This window comes from Mycobacterium kansasii ATCC 12478, assembly GCF_000157895.3.
GTDB classification, from domain to species: Bacteria; Actinomycetota; Actinomycetes; order Mycobacteriales; family Mycobacteriaceae; genus Mycobacterium; species Mycobacterium kansasii.
On record NC_022663.1, the window covers coordinates 1750078 to 1774705 of the forward strand.

At 67.8% G+C, this 24628-nt stretch carries 15 protein-coding genes and 5 pseudogenes; 10 read left to right on the forward strand and 10 right to left on the reverse strand.

Features of this window, described 5'->3' with window-relative positions; translation table 11 throughout:
- Nucleotides 1-74 precede the first annotated feature (74 nt).
- The gene (locus MKAN_RS07395) at nucleotides 75-1838 is read right to left on the reverse strand and encodes an IS1634 family transposase (RefSeq protein WP_051404573.1); all 1764 of its coding nucleotides are present in this window, start codon (nucleotides 1836-1838) and stop codon (nucleotides 75-77) included.
- Nucleotides 1839-2146: 308 nt separating this feature from the next.
- On the opposite strand from MKAN_RS07395, the gene MKAN_RS07400 reads away from it, so the two are divergent.
- Nucleotides 2147-2581 carry a PPE family protein, SVP subgroup gene (locus MKAN_RS07400; RefSeq protein WP_023366800.1) on the forward strand — a complete coding sequence of 145 codons (435 nt, stop codon included), beginning with the start codon at nucleotides 2147-2149 and terminating at the stop codon, nucleotides 2579-2581.
- A gap of 123 nt (nucleotides 2582-2704) precedes the next feature.
- A complete protein-coding gene (locus tag MKAN_RS07405) occupies nucleotides 2705-4051 on the forward strand; it encodes a flavin monoamine oxidase family protein (protein WP_042313446.1) in 1347 nt (448 codons plus the stop codon).
- A gap of 167 nt (nucleotides 4052-4218) precedes the next feature.
- Here the strand turns inward: MKAN_RS07405 and MKAN_RS07410 are convergent, their stop codons facing one another.
- The 4 genes and pseudogenes from MKAN_RS07410 to MKAN_RS07420 form a co-directional block, all read right to left on the reverse strand.
- Nucleotides 4219-5784 (reverse strand): PE family protein, encoded by a 1566-nt coding sequence (locus MKAN_RS07410; protein WP_023366804.1) that lies wholly within the window; start codon nucleotides 5782-5784, stop codon nucleotides 4219-4221.
- Nucleotides 5785-5979: 195 nt separating this feature from the next.
- Nucleotides 5980-6291, reverse strand: coding sequence for a PPE family protein, SVP subgroup (locus tag MKAN_RS33200; protein WP_099184251.1), 312 nt, complete (start codon nucleotides 6289-6291; stop codon nucleotides 5980-5982).
- A gap of 32 nt (nucleotides 6292-6323) precedes the next feature.
- Nucleotides 6324-6818 (reverse strand): annotated as a pseudogene (locus tag MKAN_RS33205) (PPE family protein); the annotation flags it as partial.
- 19 nt (nucleotides 6819-6837) lie between these two features.
- Nucleotides 6838-8604: a PPE family protein gene (locus MKAN_RS07420; protein ID WP_036392713.1), complete on the reverse strand. Its 1767-nt coding sequence runs from the start codon at nucleotides 8602-8604 to the stop codon at nucleotides 6838-6840.
- A gap of 326 nt (nucleotides 8605-8930) precedes the next feature.
- On the opposite strand from MKAN_RS07420, the gene MKAN_RS07425 reads away from it, so the two are divergent.
- The 3 genes and pseudogenes from MKAN_RS07425 to MKAN_RS32940 all read left to right on the forward strand — a co-directional run.
- Nucleotides 8931-12251 (forward strand): LuxR family transcriptional regulator, encoded by a 3321-nt coding sequence (locus MKAN_RS07425; protein WP_036444322.1) that lies wholly within the window; start codon nucleotides 8931-8933, stop codon nucleotides 12249-12251.
- 166 nt (nucleotides 12252-12417) lie between these two features.
- A pseudogene (locus MKAN_RS32935) lies at nucleotides 12418-12918 on the forward strand (PE family protein); the annotation flags it as partial.
- Between the two features lie 1056 nt (nucleotides 12919-13974).
- Nucleotides 13975-14070: pseudogene (locus tag MKAN_RS32940) on the forward strand (PE family protein); the annotation flags it as partial.
- A gap of 1156 nt (nucleotides 14071-15226) precedes the next feature.
- Here the strand turns inward: MKAN_RS32940 and MKAN_RS07435 are convergent.
- The 3 genes from MKAN_RS07435 to MKAN_RS07445 are packed head-to-tail and all read right to left on the reverse strand — an operon-like array spanning nucleotide 15227 to nucleotide 17897.
- Entirely contained in the window at nucleotides 15227-16762 is a 1536-nt protein-coding gene (locus MKAN_RS07435; RefSeq protein ID WP_036392710.1) for a radical SAM protein, read from the reverse strand.
- A 5-nt stretch (nucleotides 16763-16767) separates the two neighbouring features.
- Nucleotides 16768-17163 carry a hypothetical protein gene (locus MKAN_RS31760; protein ID WP_036392438.1) on the reverse strand — a complete coding sequence of 132 codons (396 nt, stop codon included), beginning with the start codon at nucleotides 17161-17163 and terminating at the stop codon, nucleotides 16768-16770.
- The gene (locus tag MKAN_RS07445; protein ID WP_023366819.1) at nucleotides 17160-17897 is read right to left on the reverse strand and encodes a prolipoprotein diacylglyceryl transferase; all 738 of its coding nucleotides are present in this window, start codon (nucleotides 17895-17897) and stop codon (nucleotides 17160-17162) included. Before MKAN_RS07445 ends, MKAN_RS31760 begins: the two co-directional genes overlap by 4 nt.
- Nucleotides 17898-18071: 174 nt before the next feature.
- Here MKAN_RS07445 and MKAN_RS31765 point away from each other — a divergent pair.
- Nucleotides 18072-18260: pseudogene (locus MKAN_RS31765) on the forward strand (PGRS repeat-containing protein); the annotation flags it as partial.
- A gap of 442 nt (nucleotides 18261-18702) precedes the next feature.
- Here MKAN_RS31765 and MKAN_RS07455 read toward each other — a convergent pair.
- Nucleotides 18703-19212, reverse strand: coding sequence for a DoxX family protein (locus MKAN_RS07455; RefSeq protein WP_023366823.1), 510 nt, complete (start codon nucleotides 19210-19212; stop codon nucleotides 18703-18705).
- 144 nt (nucleotides 19213-19356) lie between these two features.
- Between MKAN_RS07455 and MKAN_RS07460 the strand changes: the two genes are divergently transcribed.
- From MKAN_RS07460 to MKAN_RS07470, 4 genes and pseudogenes are all read left to right on the forward strand, one after another.
- A complete protein-coding gene (locus tag MKAN_RS07460; protein WP_160937993.1) occupies nucleotides 19357-20982 on the forward strand; it encodes a pyruvate, phosphate dikinase in 1626 nt (541 codons plus the stop codon).
- A gap of 160 nt (nucleotides 20983-21142) precedes the next feature.
- Nucleotides 21143-21250: pseudogene (locus MKAN_RS31770) on the forward strand (hypothetical protein); the annotation flags it as partial.
- 643 nt (nucleotides 21251-21893) lie between these two features.
- Nucleotides 21894-22703 carry a lysoplasmalogenase family protein gene (locus MKAN_RS07465; RefSeq protein WP_023366831.1) on the forward strand — a complete coding sequence of 270 codons (810 nt, stop codon included), beginning with the start codon at nucleotides 21894-21896 and terminating at the stop codon, nucleotides 22701-22703.
- A 71-nt stretch (nucleotides 22704-22774) separates the two neighbouring features.
- A complete protein-coding gene (locus tag MKAN_RS07470; protein WP_036445318.1) occupies nucleotides 22775-23377 on the forward strand; it encodes a hypothetical protein in 603 nt (200 codons plus the stop codon).
- 3 nt (nucleotides 23378-23380) lie between these two features.
- Here MKAN_RS07470 and MKAN_RS07475 read toward each other — a convergent pair whose 3' ends face one another.
- Entirely contained in the window at nucleotides 23381-24625 is a 1245-nt protein-coding gene (locus MKAN_RS07475; RefSeq protein ID WP_023366835.1) for a WS/DGAT domain-containing protein, read from the reverse strand.
- Nucleotides 24626-24628 lie beyond the last annotated feature (3 nt).

The window sequence follows — 24628 nt, forward strand, 5'->3', positions numbered from 1 at the left end:
AAGTTACGGCGGTGAGGGCGCTCGAACCCCCAGTTGAGCTGGGGGTTCGGTGTTTTCGGGTGTGGATGTTTTGGCTACTGCAGGCTTAGCGGGATGGTTGTGTTGAGGAGTTGGAAGGCTCGGGTTTGGGTGTCGGTGGCCTCGGTGAGCATGGGCACGGGGGTTTTGGTGCCGGCGAAGCGGACTTGGTTGCGGGTGAGTGTGGCTAGGTGGGTGAGCAGTCCTTGGTAACTGTGGGTGGGCAGTTGGGCGTCGGTGGTGGTTTTGCGGGCTGCTTTGGTGGCGGCTTGGGGGGATCGCTGCGCTGGTGCGACGGGGTTGTCGCGGGTAGGGGGGTTTTCGTCGGTGAAGGTCAGCGGCGCCAGGGCGTGACGCAGGTGCCAGGTGAGGTAGGCGGCGAGCATGCAGATCAGGACGTGGGCGCGGACGCGGTCCTCAAGGCGGTGGTGGATCGGGCGCAGGTCTAGGTCGTCGGTTTTTAGGCTGCGGAAGTCGCGTTCGACGTTGGCGAGGTTCTTGTAGGCGTTGATGACGGCGGCGCTGGCCAGATCGCTGGCGGGCACGCTGGTGCGCAGCACGTAGATGCCGTCGAGGGCGGCTTCGGCGCTGATCTGGGTGTGCCTGCGGGTGATGGTCACGGTGGTGTCGGTGATGGTGACGTGCAGGTGTTTGGCCATTTTGTATTTGTCAATGACTTTGCCGATTTTGAGGCCGATCTGATCGGCGCCGACCAGTCGCCGGGCGGCCACGGCGGCGGTGATAGGGGCCAGGAGTTGTTCGGTGGCGTTAAGCAATTCGCCGCGTTTGCGGGCGCGTTCGGCGGCCAGCAGGGGGTTGCGGCAGCAGATCAGCCGTTCGCCGGGATAGTCGGGGTGGGTGATCTCGGCGAAGTCGTGGTCATCGAACAGCGACATCTGCAGCGGTCCGTCATCGGCAGCCAGGGCCGCGATGGAGGGGGCGCGCAGCGCGGTCAGCCAGCCGATTCCGCCGAGGTCTTTAAGGGCGGTGATGCGCGCGGAGGTGATCATGCCGCGGTCACCGACCATCACCATGTTGGTCAGTCCGAAGCGGTCTTTGACCGTGGTAACCGCGGCGCGAAACGCGGTGGGGTCGGCGGTGTTGCCGGCGAACACCCGGATCGCGACCGGGCGCCCGGCGGGGTCGGTGAGCAACCCGTATTCGATTTGTGGGCAGCCCTTCTTGCCGTCGCGGGAATAGCCGCGGGCGGCCAATTCACAACACCGACCGGTCACCCACGAAGAGGACAGGTCAAACATCGCGATCCGCGACGGGTTCACTTCGTGGTCCAGATGCCTTGCCGCCAACTGCTTTTCGATGTGATCTTGGCGCTGGTGCAGCCAGTCCATCGCCGCGTACACCTCGTCGCTGCTCGCGCCGGTGATACCCAAATCGGCGCCCAGGGTGGTATCGGCCCACCCGGTCAGTGTGGACAATTTCGAACCCGGCCTCAGCACTCGGGACACGATCAGCCCATAGGCCAAATCGCGGGCCCGGCACGGCGGGCCCAGCAGGGCCGGCAGGCCCAATGTGCGCGCCATGGTGTGTACCGCAGCGACGTGGCCGTGTGGTAGCGATGATTCGATGCGCACCGCGTCGCCGGCGGCCACCATCGTCGCACCCGACAGCACCGCCTCGATCGCGCTGATCGCGGCCTCGGGCAGGGCGGACAGGTTGGCCAGTTGCTGGTGTTTAACCGTGCCGCCGTCGCGGAAGCTGCGCCGCAGATACACCGACTGGTAGTCGCGACGCTGACCGGCCTTATCCACATGACTACTCTTGATCCTGGCCACATGCATCGCGCCTGACCGCCGCACCATATGCTGCATCATAGCGTTATTCGCAAGAAATCCAGACCTGACACACCATAGTTTTTTGGCTACGTTTCGAGACCGCTAACAACACCATAGCCGCAGACCAGACACACAATTAGCGCTCAAACACGCCGTAACTTCGGCTTAGTGGGCTGTTAGTCGACCCGGAAATAGGGGCCGCGGGACTTGGCTTCGACTCGATCGTCGGGATTACCGGACTTCCCTACGACATTGTCGGTTACCAGATTGGTGTCCACACGGATGACATCGTCAGTGAGTGGGCCGGAATCGAGTCGTTTCCGGGGACCGCGCCAGTGCCGTCGGCATCCATCACGGATCTGGGCGGGTCGGCGGTTTCGGCCGGTCTGGGCGAAGCGAACTCGATCGCGGGGCTGTCGGTGCCGCCGACGTGGACCGCGGCCGCACCCGAGATCCGCTCTCTGGCAGTCGCATTGCCTGCCACCAGTCTCGGCGCGGCGGAAGTCTCCGCCGGTGGCGCCGGAAGCCTGTTCAGCCAAATGGCCTTGGCCGGCATGGCCGGGCGAGCGATGGCCGGTGCCGGCAATGGGAGCTTGCGTGAGCGGGTCGGCGCGGTCAAGCGAGATCCGTTATCAGCGGCGGCCAGCTCAGCAACCGGGCCAATCACGGGTATCGCGGCGGAGCTGCGTGAGCTTGCGGCCCTGCGCGATTCGGGAATCCTCACCGAGGACGAATTCACCGAGCAGAAACAACGGCTACTGCCGCATTGATCCGAGCCAGAAGTTCCCCGCGGGCCTGTTGTCCGAGCCGTTGCATCCGCCCGAATTCGACCGCCGAGAGGCCGCAATCGGTGTAATTTGCTGGCCAACGGCGCATCAACCGAGGAGCAAATCGTGGCGGATGTCGATTTCTGCGTGGTGGGTGCCGGGTTCGCCGGTTTGACGGCGGCGCTGCGGTTACACCGAGCCGGTGCTTCGGTGGTGTTGCTGGAAGCTCGTGACCGGGCCGGCGGCCGCACCTACACCGTGACCCGCGACGACGGGGTATGGATCGACCGCGGCGGCGCATGGATCGGACCGGGCCAGGACCGCATCTACGCCCTGATGGCGGAATTCGGGGTACCCGAATACAAGCAGTACAACGACGGCGAGGCCATGATGATCGTCGGCGGCAAAAAGCATCGCTATGGCGGCACGATCCCGTGGACGCTGAGCCCGTGGGCGGTCACCAACCTTGGCCTTGGTTTGGCCGCGGTAGAGAAGATGTGCAAGTCGATCCCTCGCGAAGCCCCATGGGAGGCAAAGCGAGCCGACGAATGGGACCGCATCAGCTTGGGGCAATGGCTCGACAAGAACACCTTGTCCAAGCCCGCCCGCGACATGCTCGACATGGCTTTGGCCGGGCCCTACACCTCCGCGGCATCCGAGACGTCGTTGCTGTGGGTGCTGCTGCAAATGGCCTCCGGAGGTGGTCCCACCTTCGTCATTTCGGGTAAGGGCGGCGCGCAGGACGCCCGCCCCGTTGGCGGGATGGGTGCCATCTACGGCCCGATGGTCACCGAACTTGGTGAAGCGGTGCACTTTTCACAGCCGGTGCGGCTCATCGCCCAGGACGGCGACGGCGTGACGATCCGCTCGGACCATCTCACGGTGCGCGCACGGCGAGCAATCGTGGCGATCCCGCTGGCAATCGCCAACAGTATCGACTACGAGCCGGTGCTTCCGGTGGACCGGGCGCTGCTGCATCATCGGATGCCAAGCGGCGCGGTCTACAAGATCTCGATCGTCTACGACGAGCCGTTCTGGCGTGCCGACGGTTTGTCCGGCCAGTCCGCCGCGCCCGGTTCCCCCGCCACGTTGACCATCGACGCCTGCACGGACACCGCGGTGCCGGGAATCATGTGCGTCATCACCGAGGGACCTGCCGCGCGCCGGCTGGCGCGGCTCGATGAGGCCGAGCGCAAGGCGGTGGTCATCGGCGAACTCGCCGACCGGTTCGGCGCCACGGCGCGTGCTCCGCGCGAATTCCATGAGCAGGACTGGATTTTGGAACGCTATTCCGGCGGCGGGATGATCAGTCACGCTCCGACCGGTGTGCTGACCCAATTCGGCTACACCCTGCGTCCGCCGTGCGGACGCATCCACTGGGCCGGAACCGAGAGCTCGGCCACCATGTGCGGATGGGTTGACGGCGCAATCCGCTCCGGGGAGCGCGCCGCGTCGGAAGTGCTGGCGGCCTGAATCCCTTTCGCAGCAACGTAATTCGACTCTGGGCAAGGAGCCGACCTGCTTTTCTGGTTGCGCGTTCCCGGGGGCTGCCGGTCAGGCCCGGCGGCCAACACATGCCGCACGATCGCCTGATGATCGGCCTTCAGCGACGCCGCGTGCCCCGAATCAACCGTTCCCTGTCACATGGTGGGCGGACCGGGTAGGGGTGCACCGATTGCCTCGGCAAGCTGTTCGGGCAGGAACGTCAGCAGCGCGGGGACGATACCTCCAAAGGCTGTGCCGCTGAGCGGAAGTGTCCCCGTCTCCCCGAAGACGGTGAGTGTGAGGGAAGCGGTTTCGGCGGGTGTGAGAATACCGCCGAGGGGGATATTGGTCGTCGTGTCGAGCCCCAGGACCGACAGTGCCAGCGGCAGTGTCGCGTGGCCGTTGAGGAAGCCGTTCGCGACGACGGCCGGAGCATCGATGAGGGCGGTGACGGCCCCGAGCATGTCCCCGGTTTGCATCGCACCGATAACCGCACTGGCGCTGGATCCGAACGCGTTTGCTGTGGTGACCGCCGGGCCTATCGCGTCAAGAGCGAGCACCAACGGCAATCCGACGTGGAGGGCACCGGTGCCGAGATCCAGCGTTTGTGTGGTGCTGGTCGCCGTCTGGATCACATTCGTGAGGTTCTGCGATATCTGTGCCGGAATGGAGCCGGCGGGTAGCAGATTGGTGAAGTTCTGCGCCATCTGTCCCGGGATGGCGAGGGTTGGTATCAGATCTCCCAAGGTGCCTGTCGGCGTGATGGTGATAATCCCGGTATCGAGGTCGACGGTGGGGGCGAAGCCGGTTAAGAACAGGTCGCGCAGGCCGGTCGAGATGTCGCCCACCGCGCCGTCGACGTTGCCGGTCGCGAGGTCCTGGAAGGCGGCTTGGAAGGCGCTGTGCAGGCCGGCCGCGCCGGTGCGGAAGTCCTGTGCGGCGCTGTGCAGGGCGGTGTTGATCGTCTGGGCGTAACCCATATGTTGGTTGATGATCGTCTGCAGCACCGCCGCGGGATCACCCGACAGCAGATTCCGGATGTCCGCCGGCACGGTGGCCAGGTCGGCGGGGAAGTTCTGGATCGCGCTTTGCAAGGCGGTGGCGACCGTCTGTTGGTAGCCCGTCTGGTTGCTGAGAATCTGATGCAGCAACGGCTGCGGGTTCGCGGCGAGGGCACTTTGCAGGCTTTGCAGATTGGCGCCGGTAGTGGCGAAGAGGGTTTGGTACGGGCCGGCGACCGTGGCACCAAAGCTGGCCAAGCCGTCGGGCAGCCCCGGTAACCCGCCGGTCGCAAGCGCCCCGAGCCCCGTCTGTAGGCCACCGATCGCCTGCGAAATGGCCTGTGCGCCAGTCTGAATCTGTCCGGCCACTTCCTGGCCGACGTTGCCGAGCAGCTGAGTCACCCCACCGGCGCCGCCACCGAGCAGGGTCTGCTCGACGTTGGCGGCCTCGGCGCTCAGGTATGCACCGGCGCCCGTATTCAACAGGCTGACGAACCGGTCATGGAACGCCTGCGCTTGGGCGCTGAGAACCTGAAATTCCTGGCCGAAGTTGCCGAACATCGAGGCGATGGCGATCGAAACCTCATCCTGAGCAGCCGCCGCTATCCCCGTCGTGGGCCCCGCTGCGATCGCAGCGGCCTCGGCCAGCGACGACCGGAGACCAGCCAAATCGTGGGCCGCGCCCTGCACCAGTTCCGGCGCCGCAATCACAAAAGACATATCAAACTCCTTTGAATCGCCTCTTGACACATGACAAGTAGATCGTTTGTCAAGAGGCTAAAGAATCTTACTGCTGGGTAAGGTATTAGTCCTTAGTTGGTCTATTTGTCAAGAGGCCACGACACCCAGCGAAGTGATCGGGATCACTTGTCCACATGGCGAAACCAGGGAAATCACCCCACCTATCCGACCCCCCTATCCGATCCCGGTCCGCGGCACCACGCTGGGCCGCGACTGCATCACATGCGCACTCGACCCACCGCGGCCGACCATGCCCGCGGCCATCCCGCCGCCACCCATGCCACCCATCGGCATTGGCATCATCGGCACTCCACCGGTGGCCCCGGCCGCCCGGGCCGGCTCGACAGGTCCACCCATCGCGCCCAGCCCCGGCATCACCGAGCTGGCCAGCTGCGCCGGTATCGACCCTGACCAGGTCGGCGGCACCGACATCGCACCCACCAGCCGCGCCTGACCCACACCCGCCGATATCCCCGTCCCCTTCATCGCGGGCGCGGTGTCACCAACGAATTTCGGCGCAGCGTCGCGGCCACCGACATCGCGCCCGCGTGGTATCCCACCATCGCGGCCACGTCCTGGGCCCACATCTGCATGTAGTCGAACTCGGTGGCCGCGATCGCCGGGGTGTTCTGGCCCACGAAGTTCGTCGCGACCAACGCCCCGAGCAGCACCCGATTCGCCGTCACCGCAGCCGGATGCACCGTCGACGTCTGCGCCGCTTCGAACGCCGTCGCCGCGACTCGCGCCTGGGTGGCCGCGCCCTGGGCCTGCGCTGCTGACGCCGCCAACCACGACACGTAGGGCGCCGCTGCCGCGGTCATCGCCACCGCCGCCGGACCCGACCAGGGCCCGGCCGCCAACCCCGAAATCACCGCATCGAACGACGATGCAGCGGCTTGCAGTTCCGCGGCCAGCCCCTCCCACGCCGCCGCGGCCATAAACAGCGATCCCGAACCCGCCCCGCCATAGATCAGCGCGGAATTGGTCTCCGGCGGCAACAGCATGAAATCCATATCCGACCCCGCAACCGAACTAGTTGAAGAATCCGGACTGCGCATCGGTCTTGTTGAAGAATCCGGAGTCGTCGTTACCGGAATTACCGATGCCCGAGTTGAACACATTGGAATTGGCGATGCCGATATTGTCGAAGCCGGTGTTGCCAATGCCGGCGAGGAAGCTGCCGGTGTTATTGATACCCGCATTGTTGCCGTTGCCCGAGTTGTGAAAACCTGACTCAAAGGCGAGGCCGGTGTTCTGAAAACCGGAGGTGTCACCACCGGAGTTGAAAAAGCCCGACGAATCCAGGCCCGTCGTGCCGAAACCCGAGTTTTTGGCGCCAACCGGCGTCAGCATGCTGCCGAAGCCGGTGTTCAGGCTGCCCGAGTCGAAGCCGCCGGTGTTGCTGGCACCGGAATTGGCCCAGCCGGTGTTGATGGATCCCGCGTTGAAGTCGCCGGTGTTGATCGAGCCCGCGTTCCAGCTACCGGTGTTCTGGAAGCCCGAGTTTCCGAAGCCGAAATTCTGGGAGCCACCATTGAACACGCCCATGTTGTTGGCCCCGGCGTTTGCCAAGCCGAGGCTGTTGAAGCCGGCGTTGACAAAACCGGTATTCCCTTGGCCCGAGTTGGTGAGACCGGTGTTGAAGCTGCCCGAGTTCTCGGCACCGAAGCTATGACCGCCCGAGTTGAAGAGCCCCACGTTTCCGGTGCCCGAATTGAAGAAGCCGACGTTTCCGCTTCCGGAGTTTCCGAATCCGATATTGCCGCTGCCCGAGTTCAGCGCACCAAAGCCCACCTGGTTGTCCCCGGTGAGACCAAACCCGATGTCGTTGTTGCCCGTGTTACCGAAGCCGAAATCGTGGTTTCCGGTGTTGCTGACGCCGATGTTACTGCTGCCGCGGTTGCCGAAGCCCATATTGTTGTCGCCACGATTTCCGCTGCCGACGTTGGAATTTCCGAGGTTTCCGTTACCGAGGTTTCCGTTGCCAAGATTTCCGCTACCGACGTTCCCGGTGCCGATATTCCCGTTTCCGGTGTTGGTGCCGCCGGAGTTGCCGCTGCCGAAATTCTGGTCGCCCCGATTGCCGTTGCCTACATTGCTGTTGCCGGAATTCCCGTTGCCGAGGTTGGTATTGCCGGCGTTCCCACTGCCGACGTTGTGGCTGCCGTTGTTGCCGCTGCCCAGATTGTTGTCGCCGTGATTACCCCCACCCAGGTTTCCGCTACCGGCATTGCCCACGCCGAGATTGGCGAGCATGCCCGGCAGAGTTTGCAGTGCCTGCTGCAGACCACTCTGCATAGGCGCCAGTTGGGCGACCACCGCCGCGGCCTCGCCGTGGTAACCAACCATCGCGGCCACATCCTGTGCCCACATCTGTTCGTAAGCGGTCTCGGCGGCCGCGATCGCCGGCGCGTTCTGGCCGAACAGATTGGACACCACCAGCGAAACCAGTTGATTGCGGTTGGCCGCCACCGCCACCGGATGCACCGTCGCCGCCACCGCCGCCTCGAACGCCGACACGGCCGTGCGGGCCTGACCCGCCGCGCCCTGGGCATGAGCCGCGGCCGCCGACAGCCACCCGACATACGGGGCCGCCGCCTCGACCATCGCCGTCGCGGCCGGGCCCTGCCACACCGCCCCCGTCAACCCTGACGTCACCGAGCCGAAGGAACCGGCCGCCGAGCCCAGCTCACCGGCCAGCCCGTCCCAGGCCGCCGCTGCCGCCAGCATCGGTCCCGACCCGGCGCCCAGATACACCCGCGCCGAATTGATCTCCGGCGGCAGTATCACAAAGTTCATGGCGACCATCCCTCGGCGCAGGTGCGGCGACGTTCGTCGCGACCCGGTGAAGTGCGAAACGAGTCAAGGATGCGGGCCGCACCGGCCGGCGAACGTCGGTCACAACGCGCAAATCCAGCCGTCGCGGGGGTCGTAGATCGACGTCGTCAGGGGTCGTAGCCTCGCCGTCCGTGGCCGGTTACGGCACTGCCCTGGGACTGCGCGGCCGGGAGGGCATCACCGACATTTTTCGACTCATGTTGAACCGTTGCCGGTCACGGTGCGTGACACTGAGTTAGTCGTGGATACCTACCCGGACACGGCCACGGATCGGGTTGCATATGTGCGTGAGCGAGTTCCTGCCGACGAGGACAGTGACCCTGTTGCTCGCCGACGTCCAGGGCTCGGCGCAGCTGTGGCAGACCCAGCGCGAGGCGATGGCGTCCGCGGTCGGGCGTCTCGACCGCACCGCATCCGAGATGGTCACGGCCCATGGCGGGGTGGGTCCTGTCGAGCCCGGCTCCGATGGCTCCGACGGCTCCGACGGCTCCGACGGCTCCGACGGCTTTGAAGGCTCCGATGGCTTTGACGGCTTCGTGGCCGTGTTCCCGCGCGCCACCGATGCCCTGGCATGCGCCGTCGATCTGCAGCAGGCACCACTGGCGCCGATCCAGCTACGCGTCGCGGTGCATACCGGAGAGGTGACGCAGCGCAAGCCGGGCAACTACGGGGGGCCGGCCCTCAGCCGGGCGGCGCGACTGCGGGATCTGGCGCATGGCGGCCAGATTGTGCTGTCGGGCACGACCCACGACCTGGTCATCGACGAGCTGCCGGCCAATGTGTGGCTGAAAGACCTCGGCACCCATCGGCTGCGCGGCCTGGCGCGCCCCGAGCGCGTAGCGCAGTTGTGCCACCCCGATCTGCGTATCGAGTTCCCACCGCTGCACGCGCCCGATAGCATTGCGCTGCATGGCTTTCCGGCACACCTGACTCGGTTCGTCGGGCGGGCCGCGCAGATCAACGACGTGTGCAAGTTCCTGGCCGACCATCGGCTGGTCACCCTGGCGGGTGCCGGCGGTGTCGGCAAGACGCGGCTGGCGGTCCAGATTGCTACGGCGGCATCGGCGGAAGTCGGCAGTGGGGCGTGGTTTGTCGATCTGGCACCAGTGAGCGATCCCGACGTGGTGCCGGTCGCGGTGCTGCGGGCGCTGTCCATCGCGGACCAGCCCGGCCGGTCCGCGATGGACAGCCTGGTGCGATTCGTCGGTGACCGGGACTTGCTGGTGGTGCTGGACAACTGCGAGCACCTGACCGACGCGTGCGCCGCGCTGGCCGGCGAACTCCTGGGGGCGTGTCCGCGGCTGACGATTTTGACGACCAGCCGAGCCCCGATCGGGGTGCCCGGCGAACTGACCTGGCGGGTGCCGTCGCTGTCGCTCGCCGACGAGGCGATCGAACTGTTCGTCGACCGTGCGCGACTGGCCCGGCCGGAGTTCGGTGTCACCGCTGCCGACGTCGATATGGTCGGCGAAATCTGTGCCCGTCTCGACGGCTTGCCGCTGGGCATCGAGCTCGCGGCGGCGGCCGTGCGGGTGATGTCGCTGAGCGAGATCCTCGACGGCTTGCGTCACCGCTTCCGGCTGCTCACCGATGGCACGCCCACCGCGTCGCAGCGCAGGAAGACCCTCGGGACCTCCGTCGACTGGTCGCACACCTTGCTGACCGAACCCGAGCGCGTCCTGTTCCGCAGACTGGCGGTGTTCAACGGCGGCTTCGACCTGGAGGCCGCACGGGCCGTCTGCGCCGACGATGACCTGCATCAGCATCAGGTCCTCGACCTGCTCACCCGGCTCGTGGACAAGTCGCTGGTGGTGGCCGAACCGGCCGGGGACCGGACCCGCTTCCGGATGCTCGAGACGGTGCGCCATTATGCGCTGGCCAAGCTGCGCGACTACGGCCCGGACGCAGGGGAAGCTGATGCGATGCGCGCCCGCCATCGCGATCACTATGCGCGGCTGGCCGCCCTGCTGGACAGCCCGGGCGAGAAGCGTGATCAGCGCCAAATCGAGCAGGTGGAGATCGAGATCGACAACCTGCGGGCGGCGTTTGCCTGGTCGCGCGAAACGGGTGAGACCGATCGGGCGCTGGAGCTCACGTCGTCATTGCAGCCGCTGTGGCTGACGCGGGGACGCATTCAAGAGGGGCTGGCCTGGTTCGACGCCGTCCTCACCGATCACGACATGAGCGCCGTCGCGGCGGTGGTGCGCGGGCGGGCACTGGCCGACAAGGCGGCCCTCGACGCGTCGCGCAGCGTGCACGACAACCTCGATCAGGCGCAACAAGCCGTCGCGATCGCGCGCAAGCTCAACGACCGCGCGCTGCTGGCCCGCGGGCTCACCGCCTGCGGCGCGATCAGTTCCTACAGCGCCGACGCGGCCCGGCCCTACCTCGCCGAGGCGCTCGACATCGCCCGCGAACTCGGCGACCGGTGGCGGCTCACCCAAATCTTGACCTGGCAGGCGTACGGCGCGTTCTACGCCGGTGATCCGGTGGCCGCGCGCGCTTCCTCGCAGGAAGGGCTCGACCTTGCCGAGGCCATCGGCGACCAGTTTCACGCGCGCTCGTGCCGCTGGACCCTCGGGCTGGCGCAGCTGATGGAAGGCGATGTGCCCGACGCGATCGCCCAATTCCGCGCGGTGACCGCCGACGCCGACGCGGCTCACGACGTGTTGTTCCGGTGGGGCAGCCGACTAGCCCTCAGCCAGGCGCTGGCCTTCCGCGGTGATACCGGGGCAGCTCGGGTCGCAGCCACCGCGTCGCTGGCCGCCGCCGCTGACCTGTGGCCGTACAACGAAGGCTTCAGTTATGCGGTGCTGGCCACCGCGGCAGTGGCCGCAGGCGATGTTGCCGCGGCGGCCGAGGCGAGCGAGGCGGCGCGGCAGCGCCTCAGTGTGCAAGGCCAACTCGCCGGCGCAAACACCAACCCGATGGCCGAAGTTGCCTTGGCGCGTGGGGATCTGATCACGGCGGGACGCTGGGCGGACCAAGAGGTCGCGGCGTCGGCGGGCTGGCACCTGGCCCGGGCACTGACGACGCGTGCTCGCATAGCGATCGCCAAGGGCGACCCCGATCAAGCCGAACGCGACGCCCATAAGGCACTGGTGTGCGCCGCAGAACACCAGGCAAACCTGGCCGTCCCCGACATCCTCGAGTGCCTGGGACGGCTGGCCCCGGACGGCAGGAGTCATCGGGACGCGGCGCGGTTCTTCGGCGCGGCACACGAAATCCGGCGACGCTTCGGCGCCGCGCGGTTCGCCGTCTACGACGCCGATTACGAACGAACCGTCGCGATCACTCGGGACGCCCTGGGGCAGCAGGCCTTCGACACCGCGTGGGCCGAAGGGACCGGCCTAACGATCGACCAAGCGATCGCCTACGTGCGGCGCGGCCGCGGCGAACGCAAGCGCCCAGCCAGCGGCTGGGCATCGCTGACCCCCACCGAACGCGACGTCGTGCGGCTTGTGGCCGACGGACTGGCCAACAACGAGATTGCCGCGCGGCTGTTCATCTCGCGGCGCACGGTGCAAACCCACCTCACCCACGTGTACGCGAAACTCGGCATCAACTCACGAGTCCAGCTGGCCCACGAGGGTGCCAGCCGCGGCTGAGCCACGGCGTCCAGTCAAACCCCGTTCGCGGGAAATCTACGACCCGTAACTCGGGTCATCTACGTCTTCTGACCGACGTTCTTGGCCGTCTCGTTGCCCATCCTTGACGCATTCGCGTGCGGCTCGGAGTTCCCCGGAGCACGCGATGACGACAGGGAGGATAGCGATGTCGTTTGTGTCAGTCGACCCGGAATTCCTGGCGTCAGCGGCAGCCGATGTGGACAACATCGGGTCGGCGTTGAGTGCGGCCAACGCGGCGGCCAAGGCCCCGACGATCGGGGTGCTGGCCGCCGGCGCCGACGAGGTGTCGGCGGCGGTGGCGTCGCTGTTTTCGGGACACGCCCAGGTCTATCAGGCCCTCAGTGCCGAGGCCGCGCGGTTTCACCAACAGTTCATGCAAGCGCTTTCCACTGCTGGGACGACCTATGCGCGCGCCGAGGCGGCCAACGCCTCCCCGCTGCAGAACCTGCTCGACGGGGTCAACGCGCAGGTGCAGGCGGCTACCGGGCGCCCGCTGATCGGCAACGGCATCAACGGCGCCCCGGGCACCGGGCAGAACGGCACACCCGGCGGCTGGTTGATCGGCAACGGCGGTGCCGGGGGGTCCGGAGCCACCGGCGCCAACGGCGGAGCCGGCGGCACCGGCGGGGCCGCAGGGCTGATCGGCAACGGCGGGGCCGGCGGGGCCGGCGGATCCGCCACCACCGGCACCGGCGGCGCCGGCGGCAACGGCGGCAATGCGGGGCTGTTCGGCGCCGGCGGGGCCGGCGGGGCCGGCGGGGGCTCGATCCAGGGGGCCGGCGGGACCGGTGGGTCCGGCGGCAACGCCGGCACGCTCTTCGGCGCGGCCGGGACCGGCGGCGCCGGCGGGTTCACCCAGAGCAACACCGCGCTCGGTGGGACGGGCGGCGCCGGCGGGGCCGGTGGGCTGTTCTCCAGCGGCGGCGCGGGAGGGGCCGGCGGATTCAGCGAGGCCGGGACCGGCGGGACCGGCGGCGCCGGCGGGACCGGCGGAATGTTCGGCCCCGCCGGCACCGGAGGGGTCGGCGGAGAGAGCTTGGGCGGCAACGGCGGAGTCGGCGGGGCCGGCGGGGCCGGCGGGATGTTCGGCGCGGGTGGCACCGGTGGCAGCGGCGGGCACGGCGCAACCAGCGGTGGCATGGGTGGGACCGGCGGCAACGCCGGCATGCTCAGCCTCGGTGCGGCCGGCGGCGCCGGCGGCGCCGGCGGGGAAGGTGTCACCCCGGGCGGACTCGGCGGGGCGGGCGGAGCCGGCGGCACCGGCGGCATGTTCTTCGGCGACGGCGGGGCCGGCGGCAACGGCGGATTCGGCGCCACGAACGGCGGCAAAGGTGGCACCGGCGGCAACGCCGGCATGCTTGCCGGCTCCGGTGGTGCCGGCGGCGCCGGCGGGCAGGGTGGTACGACGGCCGGCGGTAACGGCGGCGCGGGCGGCAGCTCCGGGATGATCGGTGACGGCGGCAATGGCGGTAGCGGCGGCGCTGGCGGGACCGGCGCCGGTGGTAAGGGCGGTAGCGGCGGCGCCGGCGGCAACGGCGTGTTGATCGGCGACGGCGGCAACGGCGGCAATGGCGGGACCGGCACCGTCCCGGGCAAGGCCGGCGCCGGCGGTATCGGCGGCCAGCTGCTGGGTCTGGACGGCTTCAACGCCCCCGCCGGCACCTCACCCGTGCACACCATGCAGCAACAGGCGCTCAACGCCATCAACGCGCCCGTCCAGGCGCTGACCGGACGTCCGCTGATCGGCAACGGCATCAACGGGACTCCTGGCACCGGGGCGGCTGGCGGAGACGGGGGGTGGCTATTCGGTAACGGCGGGATCGGCGGATCCGGCGCGGCCGGCGCCACCGGCGGGCCCGGCGGAAACGGCGGTACCGGCGGAATCTTGTTCGGCTCCGGTGGGGCCGGCGGCGCCGGTGGCCCCGGTGTCACCACCGGCGGGTCCGGCGGCGCAGGCGGGTCGGCCTTCCTGATCGGCTCCGGCGGCAATGGCGGGGCCGGCGGTACGGCGGTGGCTCCCGCCGCCACCCCGGGCCCCTTCACCGGGGGCGCGGGCGGCGCGGGCGGCAACGCGGGCGCTCTCTCGGGTGCCGCCGGGACCGGCGGGGCCGGCGGCGGCCCCGGCAAAGGCGGGACCGGCGGGGCCGGCGGCACCGGCGGGCTGTTCGCCAGCGGCGGGGTCGGCGGGTACGGCGGGTTCGGCGGCATCGCCGGGGCCGGCGGGGCCGGCGGCAGCGGCGGGCTGTTCGCCGGCGGCGGCGACGGTGGGGCCGGCGGAGCCGGCACCACCACCAGCGGGACGGGCGGGGCCGGCGGCAACGGGGGGATGTTCGGTGCGGGCGGCACCGGGGGCGTCGGCGGGTTCGGGCTGTCCGGAACCGGCGCAGCGGGCGGGGTGGGCGGCAACTCCGGCGTGTTCGGTCTCGGCGCCGCCGGCGGCGCGGGCGGTACCGGCGGCGCCGTCTTCAGCGGCACCGGCGGGACGGGCGGCCACGGCGGACGGGGCGGATTCCTCTTCGGCTCCGGCGGCGCCGGGGGCAGCGGCGGTGCCGGCGTGTTCGGCGCCAACGGCGGGACCGGCGGCACCGGCGGCGACGCCGGCATCCTGAACGGCTCCGGCGGCTCCGGCGGGGCCGGCGGCGCTGCCGGCCTCAGCCCGCTCACCAACGGCGGCGCCGGCGGCGCCGGCGGCCGAGCGGGCCTGATCGGCGACGGCGGTGACGGCGGCGCCGGCGCCGACGGTCACGGCGGCGCGGGCGGCCCCGGCGGAACCGGCGGCAACGCCGTGTTGATCGGCGACGGCGGTAACGGCGGTAACGGCGGGACCGGCACGCCGCCGGGTAAGGCCGGCACCGGGGGCAAGGGCGGGCAGCTGCTCGGGCAGGACGGCAACATCGGGCGGCAATAGCCGCCGGGTGTGCGATCGCGTCGCTTAGGTGCGGCCGCCGGATTCCTCACACCACCGGCAGGAGCCGCTCGGCGGCCACCGACAACCGCTGCCGGCCGAGCGCCGGCCAGGCCTGGACCGCGCAGAACGGTGCGCACTGATCCTGTGACGACCGCGTGCCGACATGCACGCAGCACTGCACCAGCCGCTCTTCGATCATCGTCGACATATCCATGAACGGTTTGACGGTGATACGCAGCACCCGCTCCCCCAGCAGCCGCCGCAGCTGGCGCCGTCGCCCGGGCAGCGCGCTGGAGGCCAGGGTCAGCAGGGTTGCCATGCCCAGGTCGCAATTCTGGCAGATCAGACGCCACACGTCGGACATCTGCGGGTGCGACAACGACGACTGCTCCGACAGCAACGCCAGTAGCGATTCACGTACCGCCAGCCGCAACTCGCGGGGAATATCCCTGTCGGCGATACGGTTTGCGACCAGGCCCAGCTTGTCTTTGAGGTTGTCGTGACCGATCAAGGCCACCAGTGAGCGCCACCGCCCGCCGTCGTCGCGCAGCAGGTACCCCACCGAACAACAATGCGGGTGTGAGCACGGCAGCGCGGTCAGATCCCGCCACGTGACCAGATCGTCGGTCTGTGGCCCCAGCCTCCTGAGCACACCGGTGTGCGTGAGCCGATTGTCGGCGTCGATGAATCCCGAACGCCCCGAACCGAACTGGGGCTGAATGCAGACCCCGCCCGCATAGGGTGTTCGTAGGGCAAGCCGAACCACGTCGCCGATCTCGTGGTCGTTGACGCCCAGCGCGGCCGTCATCACCAACGTGGTGAATATCTCCCGTTCGGACAGCCGGCGCAACGCGTCTTGCTTGATCCGACGAAGATCCCCGCCCCGATGGTATCGATGTGCGGCCTGCGAGAGCCCGTCGTATTGCAGGTACACCTCGGCGCGCTCGCGGTGCTCGGTGAGCACGTCGAGTAATCCGTCGTCCTGGGCTACTCGGATTCCGTTGGTGTTGAGCAATATTCGCGTGATTGGCCGCGCACTCAGTTCGGCCAACAACTCCGGTAATTGCGGATGCAGGCTGGGTTCGCCGCCGCTGAGCATCAGCACATCGAGGCGTCCGTTCTCGCGCTCGAGACGCTGGTCGACGTTGGCCAGCACGTCGCCGATCGCCACGACATGACGCAGGTCCGGCGATGAATCGGCAAAGCAGGTCGGGCAGCGCAGGTTGCACGTCTCGGCGATGTCCTCCAGCAGGATGCAGGTGTGCTGTGTCTGCATCTGCGGCAGACCACGCAGATACGCCGACGGAATCGGGTCGAAGTTACCCGGCGTATCGGGGATGTGAGCCTTCGTCGGGGCCGTCCATTCTTCAAGGTAGGCAAGGATTTCGGGATCTTCGTCGTAGAGGGTTCGGACCAGCCCGTGGGAGCGGCAGCCGCGCTCCAGCCAGACCAGCCCGTCGCGCACGGCCAGCCAGCCACTGAGCCGGGCAACACTACTCAACGGACGATCCGGTTCCTCGTCGTGACAGCGCGGGCAGAACGCGTTGACGTAGCGATGAATGCTGTCGCCCCGCAAATCCATGCCGGTCATCCGGCAGTTCCGTACAGCGTCGGATTCAAGCCGGTGCAGAAGCCGACCGTGACGATCGACGCGACCGCCCAGCCGATCATCAACCCCATCCCAATTCCCCTGGCCCAAGGGTTTCGCAGCGCAACCAGCACGCCGCCGCCGCCAAAGGCGATCAGCCCCAGGACAATAGCTCCCGTCACCAGAGCGGCGTGGGACGAGACGGCTTGGGCAAGGCCGGCGATCACCATGAACCCGACCACCAGATTGATTCCGAAATAAAGGAATACACCGACCACGACCGCCCCGAAGATCTCCCCACCGGACCTGCGGGGTGGCGGAGGCCAGCCGGGGTAGGGCTGGTTCGGGTCGTAGGGATAGCCCGGCGGAGGCCAACCCGGAGGTGGGTTCGTCATGCTGGCAGTGCCTGCCTGTGCAGCAGTGGGTCATAGTGACCACGCTGGTATCCGTAGCCCAGCCGAACGGCGATGAGAACAACCGAGGGCAGCAGAAACCATTGCGGCCGTGTCAGACCCAGCCACACGGTTTCGTTGGCCCGGACGAACTCGACGAAGAACCGGAACACCGCGTAGCCCGCGACGTAGAGGACGAACAGCTCACCGGGTTGGGTGAGCTTATTGCGCAGCCACAGCAGAACGGCGAACGCGGCCAGCTGAAAACCGATCTCGTAAAGGAACGACGGATGCATCGCGGCGCCAATGAGGCAACCCGGGCATTTCGGTGTGGCGGCTGGGGCATGCACACCCCACGGCAGGCCGGTCGGCCGGCCGGGAGCTTCGGTGAGGTGACACCCGATGCGACCGACAGCCATTCCCAGTGCGACCGCCGGGGCGAACAGATCGCCGGTTTTGCCGCGGAAGCCGCCGATCCGCTTGGCAATCAGCACGCCTACGTAGGCGCCCGCGAGGCCGCCCAGGATGCTCCGCGACCCAAATTCCCAGGCCTGCAACAAGGTCGGGTTGAGCCGGACATCGATGTGTTCCGCCCACCCGGACAGCCGCATGCCGATTGCCCCGCCGACCAGAGCTCCGGTCACCGCCACCAGCGATTGGTCGTTCACCGCACCGCGGCGGCGGGCTTCGGCGAAGAAAACTGCCGTGGCCACCAGCACGCCCAGCCCGACGAACATGCCATGTACCGGCAGCGTCAGCGGTCCTACCCACCAGTGCGGAACCACCCCGACAGCCTATCTGGGTCGGGCATTGAACGGGCTCGTTGCGCCGCGGACCGCGATACGTATCGCTGGCGATCAACGCGCCCGCAAACGTCCGCGCAAGACATCCAGGACATCTGGCAACCTTGGGGCGCCAACGCCGCCCCGGGGACCGGCGCCGACGGCGGGGCCGGCGGGATCTTGATCGGCAACGGCGGGGCCGGCGGGTCGGGCGCGCCCGGCATGCCGGGCGGTAACGGTGGGCCAGCGGGATTATTCGGGATCGGCGGTACCGGCGGGTTCGGTGCCAACATCGCCGGGTCCGGCGGAGCCGGCGGCAACGCCGGCATCCTCGGCGGCAACGGCGGCGCCGGCGGCGCTGCCGGTATCAGCCAGTCAGGTATCGGTGCGCCCGGCGGAGCTGGCGGCAATGCTGGCGTGCTCTACGGCAACGGTGGCGTCGGCGGTACCGGCGGCACCAGCAGATTCGGCGGTCTCGGCGGAAACGGAGGAGTCGGCGGCAAGGCCGGACTGATCGGCAATGGCGGTGACGGTGGCGCCGGCGGGAACAGCGGGTCGGCTACCGGCACCGGCGGTAATGGAGGTGCGGGCGGCAGCGCATGGCTGATCGGCGACGGCGGCAACGGCGGCAACGGCGGAATCGGCGTGACGCCGGGTACGGGCGGCGCCGGCGGCACCGGCGGGCAGCTGCTCGGCCAGGACGGCAACAACGGCCAGTGAGAGCCCAGGCGGACCCGTCCGGTCGCGTGCCGGATATCCGCTACCCGGTTCGTTGGACCGGCGGCCGGTAGAAGATCAGCAACTGCCCGATGGCGCCGGCGAGGCCGAGTCCGAGTGAGATCAGCAGGCCGCCCCACCCGTCGAACCAGTTCTTTCCGAAGATCATCCAGTCCAGGCTGAGCCTTCCCGCGCCAAGGGTGGCGACGACGACGGCGCTGACCGCCAGCACCAGGTTGTATTCCCAACCCTCCTTGACGATGAAGAAGCCGTTGGGCCGGTGCACGGTCCACGCCGCGACCAGCATGAGTGAGACGAAACCCGCGGCCGGGATGGGCGTGAGCAGACCCGCGGCCAACCCCAGTCCGGCGGCAGTCTCGGTGCTGGCGGCCACCGTCGCGTGAAACCTCCCCGGCTTCATACCGATGCTTTCGAACCACCGCGCCGTCCCCGGTATCCGGCCGCCACCGAAGAACTTGTTCAAGCCATGCGCGGCGAGTGTCAGGCCCAGCACCAGCCGCAGGATCAGCAACCCGACGTCATACGGAGTCATACCGTCAAAACTAGATCATCCGGCCCAGCTCCCGGCAGCAACGGCGAGCCGCCGGTTCCGGTGATCCGTGTGGAAACATTGCGGGCGTTCCGACGTTTCCCCGCAACCGCTTCAGGCTTGCCCGACCACCAGGGGGTGCATCACATGGCTCGTATCCCGCGAGGCAGGGATCCCCTCGAAGACCCCCCGAAGCGCATCTGGAAAGACCCGGTGGTCTTGCTGGACGGACAGGCGGAACATTCGCGAGAGGTTCTGGGCAACAAGGGCCACGGCATCGACGTGATGCGCCGCCACGCGTTGCCGGTACCGCCCGCGTTCTGCATCACCACCGAGGTGGGGGTGCGGTACCTGGCCGACCCCGACCCGACCATGGATGCGATTTGGGACGTCGTAATCGAGCGGATGGGCTGGCTGGAGGCCGAGACCTCGCGCACGTTCGGCCGAGGGCCGCGGCCGTTGTTGGTCAGCGTGCGCTCGGGCGCCACCCAGTCGATGCCCGGGATGATGGACACCATCTTGGACCTGGGCGTCAACGACGCCGTCGAGCAGGCCCTGGCGAGGGCTTGCACCGCTGAATTTGCGCGTGACACGCGACGGCGGTTCAACCGTATGTATCGGCGAGTCACCGGCCAGCACCCCGCCGAGGATCCATACGAGCAGTTGCGCGTCGGCATCGGGGCCGTCTTCACTTCCTGGAACTCTCCGCGCGCCAAGGCCTATCGCGAGCACTACGGTCGAGACGACCAGGGGGGTACCGCGGTGGTCGTGCAGGCGATGGTGTTCGGCAACCAGACGGCCCGCTCCGGCGCCGGTGTGCTCTCCTCCCGTAACCCGATCACCGGCGCAAACGAACCGTTCGGCGACTGGCTGCCCGGCGGTCAGGGCGACGACGTGGTCTCGGGATTGGTGGACGTCGAGCCGATCGCCACGCTGCGCGACGAGCTACCCGCCGTCTATGACGAGCTTATCGAGGCCGCCCGCCGCCTGGAGCAACTGACCTCAGACGTCCCAGAAATCGAGTTCACGGTTGAAAACGGCAAACTGTGGCTGCTGCAGACCCGGTCCGCCGAGCGGTCGGCGCAAGCCGCGGTGCGGCTGGCTCTGCAACTGCGACACGACGGTCTCATCGACGACGCCCAGACCCTGCGCCGAGTGACCCCCGCAGCCGTCGAAGCCGTGCTGCGCCCCGCCCTGCAACCCGAAACACGCTTGGCCGCACCGCTTTTGGCCAAAGGTCTGCCCGCCTGCCCGGGCGTGGCAACCGGAATCGCCTACACCGACGTGGATGCGGCGCTGGACGCGGCCGAGCGGGGCGAGCCGGTCATCCTGGTGCGCGACCACACCAGGCCCGAAGACGTCCTGGGCATGCTGGCCGCACAGGGCATCGTCACCGAGGTGGGCGGCGCGGCCAGCCACGCGGCAGTGGTCAGCCGCGAGCTCGGCCGGGTTGCCGTCGTGGGTTGCGGCCACGGTGTAGCCGCGACCCTGGCCGGCAAACAGATCACCGTCGACGGACATGAGGGCGAAGTGCGCGACGGCAGCCTGTCGCTGTCCGCGTGGTCGGAAAACGACACTCCGGAGTTGCGGGAACTCACCGGCATCGCATTACGCCTCAGCCCGCTGCGAGCGCACGCCACCGGCGACTACCCGAGGCTGGAGGATCATTCCGAAGCTGCGGTGCGCGCGGCCATGACCGCCGGACATCGCGATGTCGTGTCGGACACGCCACTGATCGCCATGTTGCACGCGCTGCGGGCATCGGCTGATTGATACCGGGCAACACGCTCCGCCCAAGCCGTCGCCACCGCGTAGCGCACTTGTCCGCGGCGGCGCAATTGAACTGACCCGGCGTCGACGCCCTACTACCCCCGAAACTTGTGCCCGCGTCACCGACCTTCGGGCGTGGGCGAGGACGAGAGGGCAGCTGCCCACCCAACCCCCACCCGCCGTCGCGCCCTGCCCAGGACCCACCGGCGAACGCGCCCACTGGTGGTGGTACCAACCCTTCCAACCCCAACCACCACCAACACCCAACTAACGCGGCTACCCGAGCCGGCCACCACCGGCACCGCATCGAAACCCAAACACATTGGCGCACAACCCGGCCACCCCCCACATCGCGGACACCCGAAACCACAACCAACCCCGCACCGCCACCGACCCGCGACCTCACGCCCCACACCCCTGATCAACACCCGCAGTAACGCGGAACATGATCGAGGCCCTGATCGCCGGAGAGCGCGATCCCTACGGGCTGGCCGAACTGGCACGCGGAAAGATGAAAGCCAAGCGCTCGGAGTTGAATCACCGCGCTTGACGGTCGCTTCGTGAGCATCACGCCGAACTCGCGCGCATGCTGTTGAGCCAGATCGACGCGCTGAACACCCAGACCGACATCCTCTCGGCGCGCATCGAGACCCGACTTTCGGGTCAGTCGGGCTATACCCCGAAATTTGTGCCCGCGACCTTCAGGCGGGGCGAGGACCAGAGGGCAGCTGCCAGCTGCAGCTAAACCAGTTCGCTGCACAGACCTACCGGACACTGGTCATTTCCCCTCTCAATTTCCAACCAGGTCTGGTGCTATACAGTCGGGCCATTGTGAGGATTCTCGGCACTGCTCAGACTCGACGATGGCCGTGGGCCATCGCGCACACCGGAACCAGCCTCAAGAATAGGCGCCCATGAAATTTCCATACGCCACAATACTTTTGAGCCTGCTCGCCCTCAGCGTCACAACAGAAGTACTCTGGATGGGTAATATCTCCCGGCCACCCACGGCGATCTATCACATCTGGCATGTGGCTCTGATGCTCTTTGTCATCACCGTACGCCTGGCTTATCAGCAGCGGCTTTCCCCGCAGGTGGCAAGGTATACGCGCATACTGATCGCGGGAATGGCAATGTGCGCCGTGGGAGACGTGGTCAATAGCGCCATATCCGGCATCGAACCCATCAGCCAAAAGCTGTCCACCGCGATCATTCTGTTCGGCGCCGGGTACACCTTGTACGTTTACGTCCTCTACCGTTTTTCTCAGCCCAGACTCGCACAACGTGGCGGAACCGGTTACCGCATGCGGTGGTTCGTCTTGATGATCATTGCGGTGGCCAACACTGTGGGCTGGATCTCGTACGTGCGGGAGCCAGTGGCCGGTCATCAGTTCCTCGAGCTTGGCAGCTTCCTTTTCAACCTCGTCATCTACACCCTGATGATCAGCTTCAGTATTTGGTATTTTTGGGCGAACCGACTCAGCCTGCCGGCGTTGCCCGTACTAATCGGCGGACTGCTTCTCCCGCTATCAGACTTGTACCTGTTCAGCACGTGGCTGGCACCGGGGCAGGATCGAAATGTTCCGACATTCGACCTGTATGCCGCCAACTGGATATTGTATTTTGGCGGACAGGTGTTATTCGCATTCTTGCCGGCCTGCGAAAACGATGCGATGTTAAGCGAATCACCGCAGCCGGGAAACAGACACGCGGAGCTGGGCTAACCCAGACAACGACGAGACCCGGTGACATGGACAACGAAACCCCAAGCCAAGCCAACCCCACAGCACCCGGAATGCACGTCAAAGTGTTACAAGCCGTCCGCCTGAAGGGCCGGGTGAGCCCAACCGACCTGGCTACCACGCTAGGTGAAGACCTCCGCGCGATCACCGAAATCGTCGATCAGCTCACCGCATCGGGCCTCTTGCTCGAGGGCGCGACGTTGCGGATCAGCCCCAGCGGCCGCACCCGACTCAATGCGTTGCTCGCCGAGGAGCGCACCCGCGTCGACCCGGCGGCAATGGCCGCCGCTTACAACGAGTTTCGCAGCGTCAACGCCGATTTCAAAGTTGTGGTCACGGACTGGCAACTCAAGGGCGGCCAACCCAATGTCCACGACGATGCCGGCTATGACGACGCGGTATTGGCCCGTCTCGACAATGTGCACCGGCGCGTGGAGCCGATCATCGCGGCCGCCGCAACGCAGCTGCCGCGGCTGCACGCCTACTCGGCGAAACTGAATGCCGCGCTTGACAAGGTCAAGTCCGGCGATATCGCCTGGCTCACCAGGCCGCTCATCGACTCCTATCACACCGTCTGGTTCGAACTGCATGAGGAGCTGATCCTGGCCGTGGGCCTGACCCGCGAAGAAGCGGCCAGATCTGGTGATGCCCAATAGTATTCATTGCAGGGCGGCGTCAAGTAATTGCGCATAGGCGTCGATATCGGGTATTGCCGACGCGGCCGCGTGGACACTGATCGCAATCGTGTCGCCGATACCGTGCACCCCGTGGGTCAGCCCCATCGCCGGTGACAGTGCCGGATAGCCGGCCGTCAGCACCACCGGCGCGTCACCGAAATGGAGATCCGCGGCTCCGCGGTGCACACTGGATACGACGGTGTTGCCGGCCACTTGGGCCGGCCGGGCGTCGGCATCGAATTGGCTGACGCCCCACCGCAATAGCACTGCCGGAATGGTAGCGAAGGCCAGGTCGGCCGCCCGCACGGCGGGATGTCGCATGCGGCGGCGGGCATTGGCTACATCGGCGGCTATCCGCCCAACCCGCTCGGCGTGACCGAGCGCCGGGTACAGGCCGACGACGACGTTGCCGAAATGGTTATGCGCCTGCGGCACACCCGGTTTAGCCATCGGCACTTCTGCTGCCAGCGATTCGGCCGACCCGCCGAGCAGCCGGGACAGCGCCGTGGACACGGCGGCCAGCACCGCGATAGTCACTGTGGGACCGGGCAATTGCGAGCGCTGCCGCACCAGTGTGCGCACCGCTCGCACACCCTCGGGCCGGGCGTTGGTGGAAAGCAGCGGCCGCGAACCGGCACTCGGCGCCAACCGCCCGGACCTGGTGTCGCGAACCAGCCGGCGGTGCGCGTAGGCCGCTGCGGCGGCCCGCCAGGGCAGGACACCCCGCCGCGGCCCGGTGACCGGCGCCACCGGAGCCGCCCGCCCGAACAGCCAGGCCGCCATCGCCGAGGCGCGCGCGCCGTCGCCGAGCGCATGCGCGACTTGGACGACCGCAACGGTGCCCGCGCCCCGGACCCCCGGAATCCCGGTCACCGGGGTGAATACGTGGACCCGCCAAGGCATCCGGCGAATATCGAGCTGCTCGTCGGCCAGCCCGGTGACGGCCGCCAGGCAGCCATGCCAACTGTCGTCGGTCGGCTCGTGGCGGACCACCTGCTCGGGCTCGACACCCGCGGCAACCCACTGCGGATAGGTCAGGGCAGATCGGGCGTGGACCCGCATCCGCAGCTGCGGACAGGCGTGGGCCCGGTCCAGGAGCTGCGCGACAGCCCGCTCGACAGCCACGGCTTCACCGTCGAAGGCATACAACAGGAACTGGTCATTGGGAATCTTGGCCGACATCCAGTAGAACTGCGCGTCGACGGCCGCCATCCGGTGTGCCGCCACAGC